The sequence below is a fragment of the Pseudomonas sp. G3-39 genome (assembly GCF_054790485.1).
Window position 1 is genome coordinate 1,418,779 of record NZ_CP186497.1, and the last position, 15,825, is coordinate 1,434,603.

Annotated in this window: 17 protein-coding genes; 12 read left to right on the forward strand and 5 right to left on the reverse strand. The window is 61.1% G+C overall.

What is annotated here, in order from left to right; all coding sequences use genetic code 11:
- Positions 1-41: 41 nt before the first annotated feature.
- The 7 genes from ACOYXG_RS06470 (at position 42) to ACOYXG_RS06500 (ending at position 7,008) form a co-directional block, all read left to right on the forward strand.
- Complete coding sequence (locus ACOYXG_RS06470; RefSeq protein ID WP_027614506.1) at positions 42-1,007, forward strand: glycosyltransferase family 2 protein; 966 nt, start codon at positions 42-44, stop codon at positions 1,005-1,007.
- A 3-nt stretch (positions 1,008-1,010) separates the two neighbouring features.
- Entirely contained in the window at positions 1,011-1,721 is a 711-nt protein-coding gene (locus ACOYXG_RS06475) for a class I SAM-dependent methyltransferase (protein WP_460356576.1), read from the forward strand.
- Positions 1,718-2,104 (forward strand): GtrA family protein, encoded by a 387-nt coding sequence (locus ACOYXG_RS06480; RefSeq protein WP_096796603.1) that lies wholly within the window; start codon positions 1,718-1,720, stop codon positions 2,102-2,104. Before ACOYXG_RS06475 ends, ACOYXG_RS06480 begins: the two co-directional genes overlap by 4 nt.
- On the forward strand, positions 2,101-4,206 hold the full coding sequence (locus ACOYXG_RS06485; RefSeq protein WP_460356580.1) for a DUF6311 domain-containing protein: 2,106 nt from the start codon (positions 2,101-2,103) through the stop codon (positions 4,204-4,206). Before ACOYXG_RS06480 ends, ACOYXG_RS06485 begins: the two co-directional genes overlap by 4 nt.
- An 81-nt stretch (positions 4,207-4,287) precedes the next feature.
- Positions 4,288-5,208: a LysR substrate-binding domain-containing protein gene (locus ACOYXG_RS06490; RefSeq protein ID WP_027614510.1), complete on the forward strand. Its 921-nt coding sequence runs from the start codon at positions 4,288-4,290 to the stop codon at positions 5,206-5,208.
- A gap of 173 nt (positions 5,209-5,381) precedes the next feature.
- The gene (locus tag ACOYXG_RS06495; RefSeq protein WP_460356583.1) at positions 5,382-6,590 is read left to right on the forward strand and encodes a low temperature requirement protein A; all 1,209 of its coding nucleotides are present in this window, start codon (positions 5,382-5,384) and stop codon (positions 6,588-6,590) included.
- A 52-nt stretch (positions 6,591-6,642) separates the two neighbouring features.
- Positions 6,643-7,008 (forward strand): 5-carboxymethyl-2-hydroxymuconate Delta-isomerase, encoded by a 366-nt coding sequence (locus ACOYXG_RS06500; RefSeq protein ID WP_460356586.1) that lies wholly within the window; start codon positions 6,643-6,645, stop codon positions 7,006-7,008.
- Positions 7,009-7,011: 3 nt separating this feature from the next.
- On the opposite strand, the gene ACOYXG_RS06505 is transcribed toward ACOYXG_RS06500, so the two are convergent.
- Together ACOYXG_RS06505 and ACOYXG_RS06510 are read right to left on the reverse strand one after the other, a co-directional pair.
- Positions 7,012-7,947 (reverse strand): LysR family transcriptional regulator, encoded by a 936-nt coding sequence (locus tag ACOYXG_RS06505; protein ID WP_027614513.1) that lies wholly within the window; start codon positions 7,945-7,947, stop codon positions 7,012-7,014.
- Between the two features lie 200 nt (positions 7,948-8,147).
- Entirely contained in the window at positions 8,148-9,329 is a 1,182-nt protein-coding gene (locus ACOYXG_RS06510) for a cyanate transporter (RefSeq protein WP_460356588.1), read from the reverse strand.
- Positions 9,330-9,596: 267 nt separating this feature from the next.
- Here ACOYXG_RS06510 and rnd point away from each other — a divergent pair, with 267 nt between their 5' ends.
- The 3 genes from rnd (at position 9,597) to ACOYXG_RS06525 (ending at position 12,071) form a co-directional block, all read left to right on the forward strand.
- Positions 9,597-10,730 (forward strand): ribonuclease D, encoded by a 1,134-nt coding sequence (gene rnd / locus ACOYXG_RS06515; protein WP_027614515.1) that lies wholly within the window; start codon positions 9,597-9,599, stop codon positions 10,728-10,730.
- Complete coding sequence (locus ACOYXG_RS06520) at positions 10,727-11,020, forward strand: YcgL domain-containing protein (RefSeq protein ID WP_097086697.1); 294 nt, start codon at positions 10,727-10,729, stop codon at positions 11,018-11,020. The genes rnd and ACOYXG_RS06520 overlap by 4 nt, the downstream gene beginning before the upstream one ends.
- A 118-nt stretch (positions 11,021-11,138) precedes the next feature.
- A complete protein-coding gene (locus ACOYXG_RS06525) occupies positions 11,139-12,071 on the forward strand; it encodes a D-2-hydroxyacid dehydrogenase (protein ID WP_460356592.1) in 933 nt (310 codons plus the stop codon).
- A gap of 124 nt (positions 12,072-12,195) precedes the next feature.
- Here ACOYXG_RS06525 and ACOYXG_RS06530 read toward each other — a convergent pair whose 3' ends face one another.
- Positions 12,196-12,789: a nitroreductase family protein gene (locus ACOYXG_RS06530; RefSeq protein WP_139055256.1), complete on the reverse strand. Its 594-nt coding sequence runs from the start codon at positions 12,787-12,789 to the stop codon at positions 12,196-12,198.
- A 165-nt stretch (positions 12,790-12,954) separates the two neighbouring features.
- Here ACOYXG_RS06530 and ACOYXG_RS06535 point away from each other — a divergent pair, with 165 nt between their 5' ends.
- Positions 12,955-13,404 carry a YcgN family cysteine cluster protein gene (locus tag ACOYXG_RS06535; protein WP_098967686.1) on the forward strand — a complete coding sequence of 150 codons (450 nt, stop codon included), beginning with the start codon at positions 12,955-12,957 and terminating at the stop codon, positions 13,402-13,404.
- Between the two features lie 36 nt (positions 13,405-13,440).
- Positions 13,441-14,670 carry a hypothetical protein gene (locus ACOYXG_RS06540; RefSeq protein WP_460356595.1) on the forward strand — a complete coding sequence of 410 codons (1,230 nt, stop codon included), beginning with the start codon at positions 13,441-13,443 and terminating at the stop codon, positions 14,668-14,670.
- A gap of 108 nt (positions 14,671-14,778) precedes the next feature.
- On the opposite strand, the gene ACOYXG_RS06545 is transcribed toward ACOYXG_RS06540, so the two are convergent.
- Together ACOYXG_RS06545 and ACOYXG_RS06550 are read right to left on the reverse strand one after the other, a co-directional pair.
- Complete coding sequence (locus ACOYXG_RS06545; protein ID WP_096796610.1) at positions 14,779-15,156, reverse strand: YgaP family membrane protein; 378 nt, start codon at positions 15,154-15,156, stop codon at positions 14,779-14,781.
- An 82-nt stretch (positions 15,157-15,238) separates the two neighbouring features.
- The gene (locus ACOYXG_RS06550; RefSeq protein ID WP_007911337.1) at positions 15,239-15,709 is read right to left on the reverse strand and encodes an RNA methyltransferase; all 471 of its coding nucleotides are present in this window, start codon (positions 15,707-15,709) and stop codon (positions 15,239-15,241) included.
- Positions 15,710-15,825: the final 116 nt, after the last annotated feature.

Consider the following 15,825-nt stretch of genomic DNA (forward strand, 5'->3'; position numbering starts at 1 on the left):
ATGCTTCGACGACCGACAAACACTATAAAAAGAGCACTCCATTGACTGAGCATGGAACGGCACAGGCCACACGGGTCACGTTATCGCTGGTTGTCCCGGTTTTTAACGAGGAGGACAGTCTCGACGCGTTCATTCTGCGCATCGATGAAGTCTTCCAGCACCAAGCCTCAATTGCTTTGGAGCTGGTGTTCATCAATGACGGCAGCACTGATGCCACACTTGAGCGGCTGTTGGATCGTCAGCGGCACGACTCGCGGCTGCGCATCGTCGATCTGAGCCGTAACTTCGGCAAAGAGGCGGCGTTGTCTGCGGGATTGCAAATCGCCAACGGGCAGATTGTGGTGCCTATCGATGCCGATCTGCAGGACCCACCCGAAGTCATTCTGCAAATGATCGAGCGATGGCGCGAGGGCTATGAAGTGGTGCTCGGTCATCGCGTCAGCCGCCGCAGCGACACCTGGGCCAAGCAGACGTCGGCGCATTGGTTTTACCGCCTGCACAACAAGATCGCCGAGCAACCGCTGCCGGAAAACGTCGGCGATTTCCGCCTGATGGACCGTTGTGTAGTCGATGCCTTGCTGACTTTGCCCGAGTCCCGGCGCTTCATGAAGGGCCTGTTCGCCTGGGTCGGTTTTCGGACTACCCACGTTGATTACGAGCGGCCCGAGCGCGTGGCGGGGCAGAGCAAATTCAACGGCTGGCGGCTGTGGAATTTTGCCCTGGAAGGCATCACCAGTTTCAGTACCGAACCGTTGCGGATCTGGACTTACATCGGCGCCGCGGTGTCGCTGGTGTCCTTTGCCTTTGCCATTTTTATCGTGTTGCGCACGCTGATCCACGGCGTCGACATGCCCGGTTATGCCTCGCTGATGGTGGCCGTGACGTTCCTCGGTGGCCTGCAATTGATTGGCATCGGCGTACTCGGCGAGTACCTCGGCCGCACTTATATCGAATCCAAACGCCGGCCGGTTTTTCTGGTGCGTCGCGTCTACGACCCCAAGGACTGAAACATGGATCTCAAGGAAACCGATATCCTCGGCGACAGCATCGGTGAGCATTGGTATTACTGCTCCAAAGCGGCGGCGACTCGTCGTCTGCTCGGTGATGTACCGATCACGCGGATTCTCGACGTGGGCGCCGGCTCGGGTTTCTTCTCCCATCACCTGCTGACTCAAACCGATGCGCGCGAAGCGTGGTGCGTCGACATCAGTTACCCCGCCGATTCAGATGCGATCACTGCCGGCAAACCGGTGCATTACCGCCGCGATATCGACGCCATCGACGCCGATCTGGTGCTGCTCATGGATGTGCTGGAGCATGTCGACGATGACCTCGGTCTGCTCAAGGCTTACGTTGACAAGGTGCCGTCGGGCAGCCGTTTCCTGATGACCGTGCCGGCGTTTCAGTTCCTGTGGAGCGGTCACGACGACTTCCTCGAACACAAGCGCCGCTACACCCTGCCGCAGTTTGAAACCCTGGCCTGTGATGCCGGTTTGAGCGTACAGCGCGGTGCCTACTATTTCGGCGCGGTGTTTCCGATCGCGGCGGCGTTGCGTTTGCTGCCCAAAGGGCCGCAGGCCGCAGCGCCGCAGTCTCAGCTCAAACGCCATCATCCCTTGGTCAACGGCGTGCTCAAGACGCTGTGCAGCCTCGAACTGCCGCTGATGAGCCACAACCGTCTGGCCGGGCTGAGCGTGTTCGTGCTGGCGCAAAAACCGTGACTTCAGTTGAAAGGAAAACGCTGATCCAGCGCGGTCTGCGCTTTGCCGTGACCGGTCTGTTCGTCACCGCGCTGCATGCGCTGGTGGCTGTGCTGTTCATCAATTTCGTTGCGCCGCAACCGCCGCTGGCCAACGGAGTGGCGTTTGCCGTGGCAACGGTGGTGTCCTACGTGATCAATACCACCTGGAGTTTCTCGGCTCGGTTGCACGGCAGAACGTTGCTGCGATTTCTATTGGTATCGGCGTGCGGTTTTCTCTTGGCGATGTTTGTCGCCTGGGCCGCGCAGGTTGCCGGGTTGAATTATCTGTTGGGCATTGTCGCGGTGGCGCTGACGATTCCGGCATTCACGTTTGTCTTGCACAACTTCTGGACGTATCGATGAAGCTCTCCGCAACCCATCGGGCGACTGCGCTGCTGCCCGTGCTCTTGGGAATTCTGGCGTTTTTCATTGTGGTCGGCCCACGTGCCTTGAACCCGATGAACATTGCATGGCTGGGCGACGGCGACCCCGCCACGCACTATCAGGGTTGGGTTTTTTTTCGTCATTCGCCCTGGACGTTTCCACTGGGGCTTAACCCGAGCTATGGGCTGGAGTTGGGTAACGGGATAATTTTCTCGGATTCCAATCCGTTGTTCGCCTTTATCTTCAAACCGTTCTCAGCCCTGTTGCCTGAACCCTTCCAGTATTTCGGGTTGTGGCTACTGACGTGTTTCATTCTGCAGAGCTGGTTTGCCTGGAAGCTGATTGGCCTGTTCAGTCGCGACGTGGCGTTGCGTTTGCTTGGTGCAGGAATGTTTTTGTTCATTCCGGCGATGATCGTCCGCATGAGCGTACATCTGTCCCTGGCTGGGCATTTTCTGTTGCTGGCAGGGTTATATCTGGCATTGCGCCCCTTTACGCCGAAACGCCGCCTCGCCTGGGGCGCGCTGCTGGCGGCGGCTGCGCTGGTGCACGCTTATTTGCTGGCGATGGTTGCGTTGATCTGGCTTGCCGACCTTGCCGCCAAAACCCTTCAGCGGCGCCAGACGCCGGGTAAGGCCTTGATCGAGTTGATCGGTCTGTTTCTGCTGGTCAGTGTCTGCTGCTGGCAGGCGGGTTATTTCAGCATAGGCGACAGCGGTCTGGCGTTGATGGGGTATGGCCTGTTCCGGGCGAATGTGCTGACCTTTTTCGATGCGGGTGTCTGGTCCTATACCTTGCAGGACATGCCGGGTGTACTGGGCGACGGCGACGGGTTCGCATTTCTGGGCCTGGGCGTGATCTGCCTGGGGATCTTTGCCTTGGTGCCTGTGCTGCAAGGGACGACTGACCTGGGAGCCAAGGCTCGCCGTTACCCGTTGGTTTTGCTCGCGCTGGCAGGGCTGGCGATATTCGCCGTTTCCAACAATATCGGCGTAGGGCCATTCGAATTCAGGATTCCGCTGCCGGATGCGGTGGTTGCCGTGGCCACGATTTTTCGTGGCTCGGGGCGAATGATCTGGCCGCTCATGTACATGGCCATTTTTGCGATCCTCTATGTGGTGATTCGCGGGCACTCTTCGCGCGTGGCGTTGATGCTGCTGAGTGTGGCGCTGGTGGTTCAGGTGGCAGACACGCGCGCCGGTTGGGCGGTGTCGCGCGGTTTATTCATGGCCACGCCGTCGCCCACATGGAAGACGCCATTGGTCGACCCGTTCTGGGAGCAGGCGGCGAAGCGTTATCAGGCAGTGCGCTGGCTGCGCCCGGAGAATTATCCGGAACAGTGGATGACCTTGGCCGACTACTCGGGTCGCCATCACTTGCCGACCAACGCGGTCTACCTTGGGCGCGTCAGTACGGTTGCCACTGAAGCCGCTCAAGCGGTGTCGGATCGAATGGTCAGTTCTGGAAACTATGCAGCCGATACCCTGTACGTGCTCAGTAACCGTACTGTGCTGGAAGCAGCTCTGACCTTGAATCGCGACACCGATGTGCTCGCCAGAATTGACGGGTTGAACGTGTTGGCGCCGGGCTGGAAGCGTTGCGCCGACTGCCTGCCGATATCGGCCCCGGACCCATTGACGCTGATCCCGCCACTCAAGTCGGGCGAGAGAGTCGTGTTCAATCCCAGCAGTCTGGCGACGTTTTTCCTCGGTAAAGGGTGGGCGAACAATGAACCGTGGGGCACCTGGTCCGAGGGGAATGAGTCGCAAATTGCCCTGCGGCCGACTGCTCGGGTGCACTCGTTCTTGCTGGAAACCACTGCGCTGCTGGCCCCTTCACACACCGAGCAAGCAGTGGAAATTTTCGTCAACGATGTACGCGTGCTGTCCACCCGGCTGGTCAAGCCTGAAGCGAATCGCCTGAATGTCGAGTTGCCGGTCGAAGTGCAGCAGCGTGTCGAGCAACAAGGTGTGCTGAATATTCGTTTCAAATACGCCAACGCTATCAGTCCGGGGGAGTTGGGCATGGGCAAGGACATGCGCAAGCTGGCGATCGGGATACAGGCGTTGACGGTGAATTGAGCCGGTGTTGTTCCTTTCGCCCATAGACGCTGTCCATGGGCCTTTCTAAACTGCCCGCAGACCGGGGAGTAGGGGCAATGGATGAATCGAAATGAATTACGCAAGGCCGACATCAATCTGATGGTGGTGTTCGAGACCTTGATGCTCGAACGCAACGTGACCCGGGCGGCGGAGAAGCTGTTTCTCGGCCAGCCGACCATCAGTTCGGCGCTCAATCGCTTGCGCGCGATGTTCAACGATCCGCTGTTCATTCGCGTCGGCCATCGCATGGAGCCGACTGCCCGGGCCGAAGAGCTGTTCAAGTACCTGTCGCCGGCCCTCGACTCACTGTCGGTGGCGCTCAGCCTGACTCACGATTTCGACCCGGCCGTGAGCAACATGACGTTCCGGATCGGCCTGTCCGATGACGTCGAATTCGGCCTGCTGCCACCGTTGCTGCGGGCGCTGCGTCAGGAAGCACCCAGCGTAGTGTTCGTGGTGCAACACGTCGACTACTGGCGCATCCCCGACCTGCTGGCCGCCGGCGACATCACCGTCGGCATCAGTCAGACCCGGGGCCTGCCGGCCAATGCCAAGCGCAAACTGCTGCGGCATATCCAGCCAAGCATCCTGCGCGCCGACGCCTCGGATTCGCCGCTGACCCTCGATGAATACTGTTCGCGCCCACACGTACTGGTGTCGCACACCGCCAACATCAGCGGCTATGCCGATGAGTGGCTGGCGGAAATCGGCCGCACCCGGCATGTGGTGTTGTCGGTGCCGCAATACAGTGCGCTGCCGGCATTGCTGGCCGGCACCGACCTGATCGCCAGCCTGCCGGACTACACCGCCGAAGCCATGGCTGCCTCCGGGCTGTTGTTCAAGGAACCGTTTCCGTTCAAGACGCCGATGCTGGATCTGTCGATGGTCTGGCTCAGCCACGTCGACAGCGACCCGGCCGAGCGCTGGCTGCGGTCGCGGCTTGAGGCGTTCATGAGTGAGCGGCCACTGACAGCCCCCTGAAACCACTACAAACCTCCCCTGTGTGCGAGCCTGCTCGCGAAAGCGTTGTGTCAGACACTATTGATGTCGCCTGAGACGATGTCTTCGCGAGCAAGCCCGCTCCCACAGGGTTTGCGTTCGTCTGGTCTGGCTGCTTTGCTCAATGGCAGTAACCTTGGCGGAGGCCTGTCCCGATGAGCATTTCCCGATCGTTGCTGCGTGGGCGCGGCAGTCTCGACAGTGGCAAGGTCGGCATGGTCGAGTTGTTTTTCGATCTGGTGTTCGTGTTTGCCGTGACTCAGCTCTCGCATTCGTTGCTCGCGCATTTGTCGATCCTGGGCGCGGTGCAGGTGGCGCTGTTGATGGTCGCGGTGTGGTGGGTGTGGATTTTCACTTCGTGGATCACTAACTGGCTCGACCCGGAAAAATTGCCGATCCGTCTCGGCCTGTTCGGGCTGATGATCGCCGGTCTGTTGCTGTCGTCCTCGATCCCCAAGGCTTTCACCGAGCGCGGGCTGATGTTTGCCTCGGCGTTCGTGTTCATGCAGGTCGGGCGCACGCTGTTTGCGATCTGGGCGGTGCGTGGCGAATCGCTGAGCATGACCCGCAACTTCCAGCGAATTCTGGCGTGGTTGATGTGCTCCGGCGTGTTCTGGATCGCCGGGGCCTTTCTTGACGGGCAGCAACGTCTGCTGTGTTGGGCGCTGGCGCTGCTGATCGAGCTGATCTCGCCTTCGCTGTATTTCTGGGTGCCGGGGCTGGGGCGTTCGTCATTGAGTGACTGGAACGTCGAAGGCAATCACATGGCCGAGCGCTGCGCGCTGTTCGTGATCATCGCCCTGGGCGAATCGTTGCTGGTCACCGGTGCGACGTTCGCTGAACTGACGCTGAGCGCCACCGGAGTCATGGCGTTTCTGGTGGCGGTGCTGGGCAGCATCGGCATGTGGTGGGTGTACTTCGACAGCGGCGCCGAGCGCGCGCATCACCGCATCGCGCATTCGAGCGATCCCGGGCGCCAGGCGCGCATCGCCTACACCTACCTGCACGTGCTGATTGTTGCCGGGGTGATTGTCAGTGCGGTGGCCGACGAACTGGTGCTGGTGCATCCGGATCACGCCAGTGACGCCGGGATCCTGGTGATCGTGGGCGGGCCTTGGCTGTTTCTGTTGGGCAATGCGCTGTTCAAGTGGGTCATGTCCGACCGACCGCTGCCGCCGTTGTCGCATCTGGCGGGGCTGGTGTTGCTCATGCTGGCGCTGCCATTGGCGTTGAATCACTGGTTTTCGGCGCTGGTGCTCGGGGCGCTGACCACGGCGATCGTGGTGCTGGTGGCGCTGTGGGAAAGCCTGGCATTGCGTCAGGCGTCGGCCTCGATAACCTCGGAAAAAGCCGCAGGAGAGTAGGGCAGCGCTGTGGTATATGTACGACCTTTCCGCCGACTGACTGGAGCACCCCATGCCACACCTGCACATGGAATACACCGCCAACCTGCCGCAGTTGAACGCTGATGTGGCGTTGATCCGGCTCAACAACGCCCTGGTGGGTTCCGGTCAGTTCGCTGCGGAGTTTGATATCAAAAGCCGGGCGGTGAAGGTCGAGACCTTCAAGGTCGGTACCGGCATCGGCGAGCGCGCTTTCGTCCATGTGAAGCTGGCGCTGCTCAGCGGTCGTTCGCCGCAGATCAAGAAGCAGCTCTCGGATAGCCTGCTGGCGGTGTTGCAGGATCTGTGCGAATGGCCGGCGGGGGTCGAAGTGCAGTTGTGTGTGGAGTTGCTCGATATCGACCGCGATTCCTACACCAAGACCGCCATCGGCATGTAGGACTCAGGCCGCTTCCAGCTCACTGCACACCTTGATCACCTGCTCGCGCAGCCAGACGTTGGCGCTGTCCTGATCGGCGTTCTGGCTCCATTGCATGTCGAGGGTAAACCCCGGCAGGCCGTTCGGCGCCTCGCAGTGATTGAACACCGCGTCGTTGGTCAGCAGGCGCTGGATGCGCCGGGGCAGGGTGAGGATGAAGTCGGTGCCGGTGATCATCTTCAATGCCGCGCTGTAGCTGTTGGAGCGCGCGACGATCTGCCGTTTCTGCGCCTGACGCGCCAGCCAGCCATCGACCATGTTGGTGGTGGAAGTCCACGGTGTCGGGAACACATGGCGCCGCTCGGTGAAGGCCTGCAGGCTCAGGCGCGGTTCCAGCGGCGTGGCGCGTTTGTCGAAGACACAGACCAGATCGTCCTCCAGCAGCATCCGCGATTTCAGGTCGGTGTGGCTGCGGTGGAAGTTGGGGCCGAAACAGATCACCAGGTCGAGGCTGCCGTCGCGCAGTTCGTCGGCGGGCACATCGGTCTCGAACTTGTGCATGTTGACCACCACCGGCAAATCGTCGAAGTCGAAACGCTTCAACAGCCGTGGCAGCACCAGTTGCTCGAAGTATTCCGGGGCACAGATATTGAAGGTCACCGCTTGCCGGGTCGGATCGAAGGCCGGGGCGCCGGCGTGGCACAGGTTGATGCTTTCGAGGATCTTCTGCACATGGCCGTACATGGTGCCGGCCTTGTAGGTGGGACGCATGCCCGTGCGGGTGTTGATGAACAACTCGTCTTCAAAACTGGTGCGCAATTTTTTCAGGCAATAGCTGACAGTGGACTGGCTGACGCACAGCGTCTCCGAGACATCCGTGACGCTGCTTTGCTCATACACGGCGATAAACACCATGAGGTCCTGCATGTCGAGCTTTCGAAGCAAGTTACTGTTCAGCATCCGTTCCGTCCCGCTGTGCTCCTTGCGCTGAATCCGCGCAAACGTGTGCGCATGATCGTAGCGGAACGATGGTGCCAGGACAAAGCCCTGTAGGACGTTTCAATGTCGCCAGTGGGACAGAAACTTTTAGCAACACGACGTCGACAAATAAACCGCAAAAAGATGGCAACAGGCCTCTAGCCCGGCGGCGGCATTCGGCTTCAACGGATGTGTCGGGCGTACAGCCGAGGGTCGAAGCGCAGCACTATCAGCAGCATCACCACCATCACTGCGGTCAGCGACCACCAGGCCCATTCGAAGCTGCCGAGACGGTCGCGGATGATTCCGGCCAGCAGCGGCGAAAGCCCGGCGATCAAGTAGCCGATGCCTTGCACGAACGCGGTCAGGCTGCCGGCGCGCTGCGGGTTGTCGAGGTGATCGAGGGAGACAATAAGGCTCATCGGAAACAAGCCGCCAATCCCCAGCCCCAACAGGCACGGCCACAGCAGGCTGAGGTGTTGCGGGCTGAGGATCAATCCGCAGAAGCCGCCGATGATCAGCAACAGCAACGCTGCGAGGACGGCACGGCGATCACGGCTGCGGTTGGCGATGGCCGGCGTCAGCAGCCCGGAAATCACCTCCATGGCGGTCAGAAAACCCAGCAGCAGCCCGGCCTGCTGTTCGCTCCAGCCTTGCTCCACGTAGTACGGCGCCAGCCAGGCGAGTACGCAGGTGTAGGACGCCGTGCCGAGGCCGAAGAAGATGGCGAGCAGCCAGGCGCGGGAATTACGCGTGAAGGACTCTTTTCCTACAGGCGTGATCTGGAGGGATGACGGGATCGACTGTGTCCACCAGACCAGCAACGCGAGCAAGGACAGTGCCGCCCAGATCGCCAAGCCGATGCGCCAGCTGCCGGTCTGCCCCAGCACCAGCGGCGAAAATGAGGCGGCCAACGCGGCGCCGCCCATGATCGATGTGACATACAAGCCCATGCACAGCGCCACATGTTCGGGGAAGCGCGACTTGATCAGCACCGGCATCAGCGCCTGAATCAGGGCGATACCCATCCCGGCCAGCACCGCGCTGCCAATCAACTGCGGTGCCGAATCGAGCACCAGCCGCGACAGCGTCGCCAGGCCGATGATCAACAACGACAGGATCACGGTGGGTTGCTCGCCCAGGCGCCGGCTGATGCCGATACCGAAAAACATTGCCAGCCCCATTGCCATCACCGGCAGCATGGTCAGCAGCGATGCCACGCTGAAACTCAGCGGGATATCGCCACGAATTGCCGACAGCAACGGCCCGACGGCGGCCATGGATGGGCGCAGATTGAGTGCGACGAGAATGATGCCGATCATCAGCCAGACAGCGGGGCGGGAGGTAGCGCAGACGTTTTCCATCGGTAGACTCTGGATTGCGGAGGCTATCGATTAGGCCGCGGCCACGCGGTGCGGACAAATCAGATTTCCCGAGTGTTATTTAAAAACTAAATACCGCTCTCCTGGTAACGCGTCATGGATCGTTACGCCCGGATTAATCTTGCGAACCTCGCTGTAAGACTATTCTTTCTCTCTGGCAGGACATTTCGTTACAGCTCTGGCCCAGCGCAGGCGCGTAAAACGCCGGCGGCGATATATACTGCGCGCCATTCTTCAAGGGAGAGCCGTGTGGCCATCGATATTCACTGGATTCGCGACAACGAAAGCCTCGCGCAGTTTTGCGCCGAGTGGCAGCAACTGCCGTTCGTTGCCCTCGACACCGAATTCATGCGGGTCGACACCTTCTACCCGATTGCCGGTTTACTGCAGGTCGGCGACGGCAAACGCGCCTACCTGATCGATCCGCTGACCATCGACGCCTGGCAACCGCTGGCGGCGTTGCTGGAAAACCCGGCGGTGCTCAAAGTCCTGCACGCCTGCAGCGAAGACCTCGAAGTGCTGCTGCGTCTGACCGGCAGCCTGCCGGCGCCGCTGTTCGACACACAATTGGCAGCGGCCTACCTGAACCTTGGGTTCTCGATGGGCTATTCGCGGCTGGTGCAGGAAGTGCTGGGCATTGAGTTGCCGAAGGGCGAAACCCGCTCCGACTGGTTGCAGCGTCCACTTTCCGACACACAAATCAGCTATGCCGCTGAAGACGCAGTGCATCTGGCGGAAGTTTTCGTACAGCTGCGGCCGAAGCTGTCCGACGACAAATTCGCCTGGGTGCTGGAGGACGGCGCCGAACTGGTCGCCAACCTGCGCCGCGAGACCGACCCGTACGAGGTCTACCGCGAAGCCAAACTGGCGTGGAAACTGTCCCGTGCGCAACTGGCGGTGCTGCGTGAACTGTGCGCCTGGCGTGAAAAAGAAGCGCGTGCCCGTGATCTGCCGCGCAACCGCATCGTCCGTGAGCACTCGCTGTGGCCGCTGGCCCGCACGCAGCCGGACAACCTCGCCGCGCTGGGCAAGATCGAAGACATGCACCCGCGTACCGTGCGTCAGGACGGCCAATTTCTGCTTGATCTGATCAAGCGCTCTGGCAGTGTGGGGCCTGATCAATGGCCGCCGGCGGTGCCGGAGCCATTGCCGGTCGAAGCGGCTGCGCTGATCAAGCAACTGCGCGCCCTCGGCCAGGTCGAAGCCGAACGCCTGGGCATCGCCCCGGAACTGATGCTGCGCAAGAAAACCCTCGAAGCGCTGGTCAAAAGCGGCTTCCCCGAGGGCCCTTATCAATTGCCTGAGTCGCTGCGTGGCTGGCGCCGCGAACTCATGGGCCAGAAGCTGCTCGACAGCCTGGCCACCGCCGGAGAACAGCCTTGAAACGTATTTGCTCCATTTACCAAAGCTCCAAGCGAAGCGGAATGTACCTTTATGTGCTCAAGAGCGATGCTCTGGAGCGTGTGCCGGAACCCCTGATGCTGGCGTTCGGCAAGCCGAAACATGCCTTCGATCTGGTGCTATCGCCTGAGCGCAAGCTGGCCAGCGAGGACATCGTCGTGGTCCTGGAAAACCTCGACAAGCAGGGCTATCACCTGCAGATGCCACCGGCCGAGGACGAGTACATCGAACACCTGCCCGAAGAATTGCTGCGACGCAACGACCCGGTCTGATCTGCGAGGCCCTGTTCTGGGCCTCTTGCCACCCTGGAACTGATTTTACGGCGACGACCGCCACGAAGGAGCGCGACTCCTTCGGCGGTTGCCTGCACGGTTTGCGAAAGGTTTGAAGATGCGCGTTCTGATTGCTGAACACGACCACGCGGTGTACGCCCGGCTGCTGCGTCAGGCGGCCCCCGAGCTTGAAGTACTGACCAGTGGCGACTCCGCCGAACTGGCCCGGCAGGCGGCCGATTGCCCGGTGTGGCTGGGGCAGCCGGATCTGCTGGCGACCCTGCTGCGTCAGGGCCATCAGCCGCAATGGCTGCAATCGACCTGGGCCGGCATCACGCCGCTGCTCGCTGACGGCTTGCGCCGCGATTATCGCCTGACCCGCGCGGTGGGGATCTTCGGTCAGGTGATGGCCGAATACGTGCTGACCTACATGCTCGGTCACGAGCGTGAAGTGCTGGCGCGCCTGGTCAGCCAGGTCGAGCGCAAGTGGGACAATCGCACCGGCCAGAGTCTGGTCGGGCGCAAGGTGCTGATCGTCGGCACCGGCGATATCGGCCAGAGCGTGGCGCAGTTTCTGCTGCCGTTTGGCGTCGAGCTGTACGGCATCGCCAGCAGCGCGCGCGAGCAGGCGCCGTTCGTCGAAGTCGGCTCGATGGCGGATCTGCCACGGCTGGTGGGCGCGGTCGATTACGTGGTCAATCTGCTGCCGAATACCGCGCACACCCACGACATTTACGACGCGGCGCTGTTCAAGCAATTCAAGCCGACCGGGTTGTTCATCAACGTTGGGCGCGGGGTGGCGGTGGTCGATGCGGATCTGGTCGAAGCCTTGAAGGAAGGGCATCTGGCTGGTGCGGTGATCGACGTTTGCCGTCAGGAGCCATTGCCGCAACGCCATCCGTTCTGGACTGCCTGGGGCCTGCTGCTGACCGGGCACAGCTCGGCACCGACGTCGCCGGCGTTGATGGTGCAGTTGTTTGTCGAGAACCTGAAGGCGTATCAGGCGGGAGAAGCGTTGCGCGGGGAAGTGGATTTCAGTCGCGGTTACTGAATGTTCGCCGAATAAACTGTGGGAGCGAGCCTGCTCGCGAAGGGGGAGTGTCAGCCAACATCATCGTTGTCTGACATACCGCTTTCGCGAGCAGGCTCGCTCCCACATTTATTTTTGTGCTGGCTTAGAGGGTGAAGTTGCCTTCTGCGGCCAACTCGCTCAGCGGGCGACGCGGGCTCGGCACTTCACGAGCCTGCAGGTATTCGGCCAGGGTCGCCTTGTCACCCAGCTTGCCGATAGCGACCGCTGCATGCAGCGCATAACCTTCAGGAATATTCAGCTCCTTGCGGGTCAGCTCCTGATCGAAACCGGCCATGCCGTGGGTGTGCCAGCCGCTGATGCTCGCTTGCAGCGCCAGGTGGCCCCAGGCCGAGCCGGTGTCGAAGGTGTGCCACAGCGCCGGGGACTCTTCGCTGGCACCGGGTGCGGTGAAGGTGGTTTTCGAAATCACGATCACCAGCGCCGAAGCGTGTTGCGCCCAGCTGCGGTTGAATTCATTCAGCAGGCCCAGGAAGCGTTCCCAGTTCGGCGTGTCACGGCGCGCATACAGAAAGCGCCATGGCTGCGAGTTGTAGGCCGACGGCGCCCAGCGTGCGGCTTCGAAAAAGCTCAGCAGGGTTTCTTCCGGGATCGCTTCGCCGGTGAAGGCGCGGGGCGACCAGCGGTCGGTGAACTGCGGGTGAATGGCGTAATCGGCGACGCGAGGGTTGGCACTCATCGAAAGATTCCTTGCTGTGTTTGAGTCATGAATTCGTGGCAAAACCCTACTGGGCGGCGATTCGGCTGACAAGCGCGATTTACCGACAGTCGCCAGCGCTTGGCCCGCAAGGCCTTGGGCACTAGACTGGCGGCCTTTTCACCACCTGATGTTGATGCTTGAACCATGGCCGCCATAGTCGAACCGTTCTGGAAACGCAAAACCCTCGAGCAACTGGATCACGAGGAATGGGAATCGCTGTGCGACGGCTGCGGTCTGTGCTGCCTGCAGAAACTCGAAGATGAAGAAGACAACAGCGTCTATTACACGCGCATCGCCTGCAAACTGCTGGACCTGAAGACCTGCCAGTGCAGCGACTACCCGAATCGCATCAAGTTTGTCCCGGACTGTATCCAGCTCACTCCGGGCCAGGCTGAAGAATTCAAATGGCTGCCGCCGACCTGCGGTTATCGTCTGGTCAGCGAAGGCAAGGATCTGCCGTTGTGGCACCACCTGGTGTGCGGCGATCGTGACGCGGTGCACCACGAACGGATTTCCCAGTCCGGGCGCATGCTCGCCGAAGGCAGTGTGCCGGAGGACGATTGGGAAGATCACCTGATTTTCCGGGCTGGTTAAGCACCAAGGGTTTCCAGGATTCAACAAGGAGTGTGTATGGCTGGGGGATTGCTGCGGGCATCGCTGATCGGCCTGCTGGCGCTAAGCGCACCAGTGTGGGCGGCGAAAAAAGTCGACCTCGATTACCACGTACGCCTGTTGCCGCAAAGCGATCAGGCCGAAGTACGCCTGACCCTGGCCAAAGGCGAAGCGGTGCGCAGTCTCGACTTTGACCTCGGTGACGGCAGCCATTACAGCGACTTCAAGGCCGACGGCCAGTGGCAACTGACCCCGGGCAAACAGACCCGGGGCCTCTGGCGCCCGATCGGCGACAAGCCCAGCCTGACTTATCGCGTCAGTATCAGCCACGGCCGCAAGAGCGGCAGCTTCGACACGCGCATGACCCCGAGCTGGGCGCTGCTGCGTGGTGATGATCTGGTGCCGCCGGCCAGGCTCGATCAGCAGGATGGCATCGAGTTGGTGTCGCGTCTGCAATTCGAACTGCCCAATGGCTGGCAAAGCGTTGAAACCGCCTGGCCGCGCATCGGCAAGAACAAATTCCGCATCGATAACCCGTCACGCCTGTTCGACCGCCCGACCGGCTGGATGCTCGCCGGTCACCTCGGCAGCCGCCGCACCCGCCTGGGCGAAACCGAAGTCACCGTGGCCTCACCGCAAGGGCAGGGCATGCGTCGCATGGATGTGCTGACGCTGCTGACGTTCGTCTGGCCGCAGGTGCAAGCAGTCTATCCCCGGCATCCGAAAAAACTGCTGATCGTCGGCGCCAACGACCCGATGTGGCGCGGCAGCCTCGGCGCACATGAGTCCATTTACGTGAACACGCGGTTGCCACTGGTCAGCGAGAGCGGCAGCAGTGCGCTGGTACGTGAGCTGGCGCAGGTGTTCGGGCGTATCAATGACGAGCAGCGCAGTGACTGGATCAGCGAAGGCTTTGCCGAGTACTACGCGATCGAACTGCTGCGGCGTGCCGGGGGCATGAGCGATGAGCGCTATCAGGCGTTGCAGGCGAAGTTGACCAAGGACAGTCAGAAAGTCACGTCCCTGCGCGGCGAGCAGATCAGTGCGGCGCAGCTTGCAAAAGCGGTGATTGTCTTGCAGGAACTGGATCGCGAGATTCTCTTGAAGACGCGCAACAAACGTTCGCTGGATGATGTGTTGCGCGGGGCGATGCATCTGGGGACGGTGAGTACCAAGGAGTTTGTGCAACTGGCCGAGAGTGTTCTGGGCGAGTCTTCCAAAGTCCTCGATAGCGCATTACTTCAGTAATACCGCCTTCGCGAGCAAGCCCGCTCCCACTTTTGATCGCATTCCAGCTTTCAATGTGGGAGCGGGCTTGCTCGCGAAGAGGCCAGAAGCCTCACCGAAAATTCAGGCTCAAACCCCGGCCTTCGGCGATTTCACCGAATCATTGCCGGTCACGGTGGCGGTGCTGGTCGCCGCTTCGGCATTGGCCTTGAGCTGGCTCAGTTCTTCCCCGGCCCGTTCGATCTTCGCCCGGACGTTGTTCATGTCCTCACGGCTTTTCTCCAGCAGGCTTTTCACCGAGCTGTGCCCGGTGATGCCACGGGCCATCGCCACGCCGCCAATCGCCACCTGAATCAGACCGAACACGCCGCCACGGCGCAGGCCTTTGCCGACCATGATCACGCCACCGGCCAGCGAGCCGATGCGCTCCCAGCCCTGGACGTTCTGCTCGGTCGGGCTCTGGAACGGGGTGGAATCGATACGTTGGACGCGTTTGAGTTCGGTCATGATCTGTCTCCCAGGCAATGTGCAATAGATAGATAAGCTGACTGCCGCAGCGGCCGGCTCGTTCCATCGGATGTGCGACGTTTCAGCGGAATTTCGGCCCGGAGCGGGTATTCAGGCCCTTGGCCATGCGGTCGTAGAGTACGACGTTGACCGTTGCCGCCAGGTTCATGCAACCGGTGGTCGGGATGTACACGACGTCTTCACACCAGTCGCGGATCTCTTTATCCAGCGAGCCGTCTTCCGGGCCGAAGATGTACAGCGCACGATCTGGATGGGTGTATTCCGGCAGCGGGCGGGCGCCCTCGACCAGTTCCACGGCGACCGGGACGCAGTTGAGCGGGAGGATCTTTTTCAGGTCGTCGATGCCGATCAGCGGGATGTCGTAGTGCACGCGCTTGGTGTCGGTGACGAAATCGGCGGCGCGTTCATAACGCTTGCCGGTGTAGAACACCGACGCCACGCCGTAACAGCCTGCGGCGCGCATCACCGAACCGACGTTCTCCGGTGATTTGGGGTTGTACAAACCAATGCAGCTGTAACGTTTGTCTGCCACGAGCGGGGTGCCTTCGGGAAAAAGAGGGCGATTATACGGGGATTGGGGGAGGGCGGGCAGATTCGAGATCTGTTGTGTCTGGCCGGCCACCTTCGCGAGCAGGCTCGCTCCCACAT

Excerpts from the sequence above, each read along its gene's own strand:
- ACOYXG_RS06490 (WP_027614510.1), top strand. The coding sequence starts at position 4,288 with ATGAATCGAAATGAATTACGCAAGGCCGACATCAATCTGATGGTGGTG.
- ACOYXG_RS06510 (WP_460356588.1), bottom strand. The coding sequence starts at position 9,329 with ATGGAAAACGTCTGCGCTACCTCCCGCCCCGCTGTCTGGCTGATGATC.
- ACOYXG_RS06535 (WP_098967686.1), top strand. The coding sequence starts at position 12,955 with ATGGCCGCCATAGTCGAACCGTTCTGGAAACGCAAAACCCTCGAGCAA.
- ACOYXG_RS06545 (WP_096796610.1), bottom strand. The coding sequence starts at position 15,156 with ATGACCGAACTCAAACGCGTCCAACGTATCGATTCCACCCCGTTCCAG.
- ACOYXG_RS06495 (WP_460356583.1), top strand. The coding sequence starts at position 5,382 with ATGAGCATTTCCCGATCGTTGCTGCGTGGGCGCGGCAGTCTCGACAGT.
- ACOYXG_RS06530 (WP_139055256.1), bottom strand. The coding sequence starts at position 12,789 with ATGAGTGCCAACCCTCGCGTCGCCGATTACGCCATTCACCCGCAGTTC.
- ACOYXG_RS06485 (WP_460356580.1), top strand. The coding sequence starts at position 2,101 with ATGAAGCTCTCCGCAACCCATCGGGCGACTGCGCTGCTGCCCGTGCTC.
- ACOYXG_RS06505 (WP_027614513.1), bottom strand. The coding sequence starts at position 7,947 with ATGCTGAACAGTAACTTGCTTCGAAAGCTCGACATGCAGGACCTCATG.
- ACOYXG_RS06500 (WP_460356586.1), top strand. The coding sequence starts at position 6,643 with ATGCCACACCTGCACATGGAATACACCGCCAACCTGCCGCAGTTGAAC.
- ACOYXG_RS06475 (WP_460356576.1), top strand. The coding sequence starts at position 1,011 with ATGGATCTCAAGGAAACCGATATCCTCGGCGACAGCATCGGTGAGCAT.
- ACOYXG_RS06525 (WP_460356592.1), top strand. The coding sequence starts at position 11,139 with ATGCGCGTTCTGATTGCTGAACACGACCACGCGGTGTACGCCCGGCTG.
- ACOYXG_RS06540 (WP_460356595.1), top strand. The coding sequence starts at position 13,441 with ATGGCTGGGGGATTGCTGCGGGCATCGCTGATCGGCCTGCTGGCGCTA.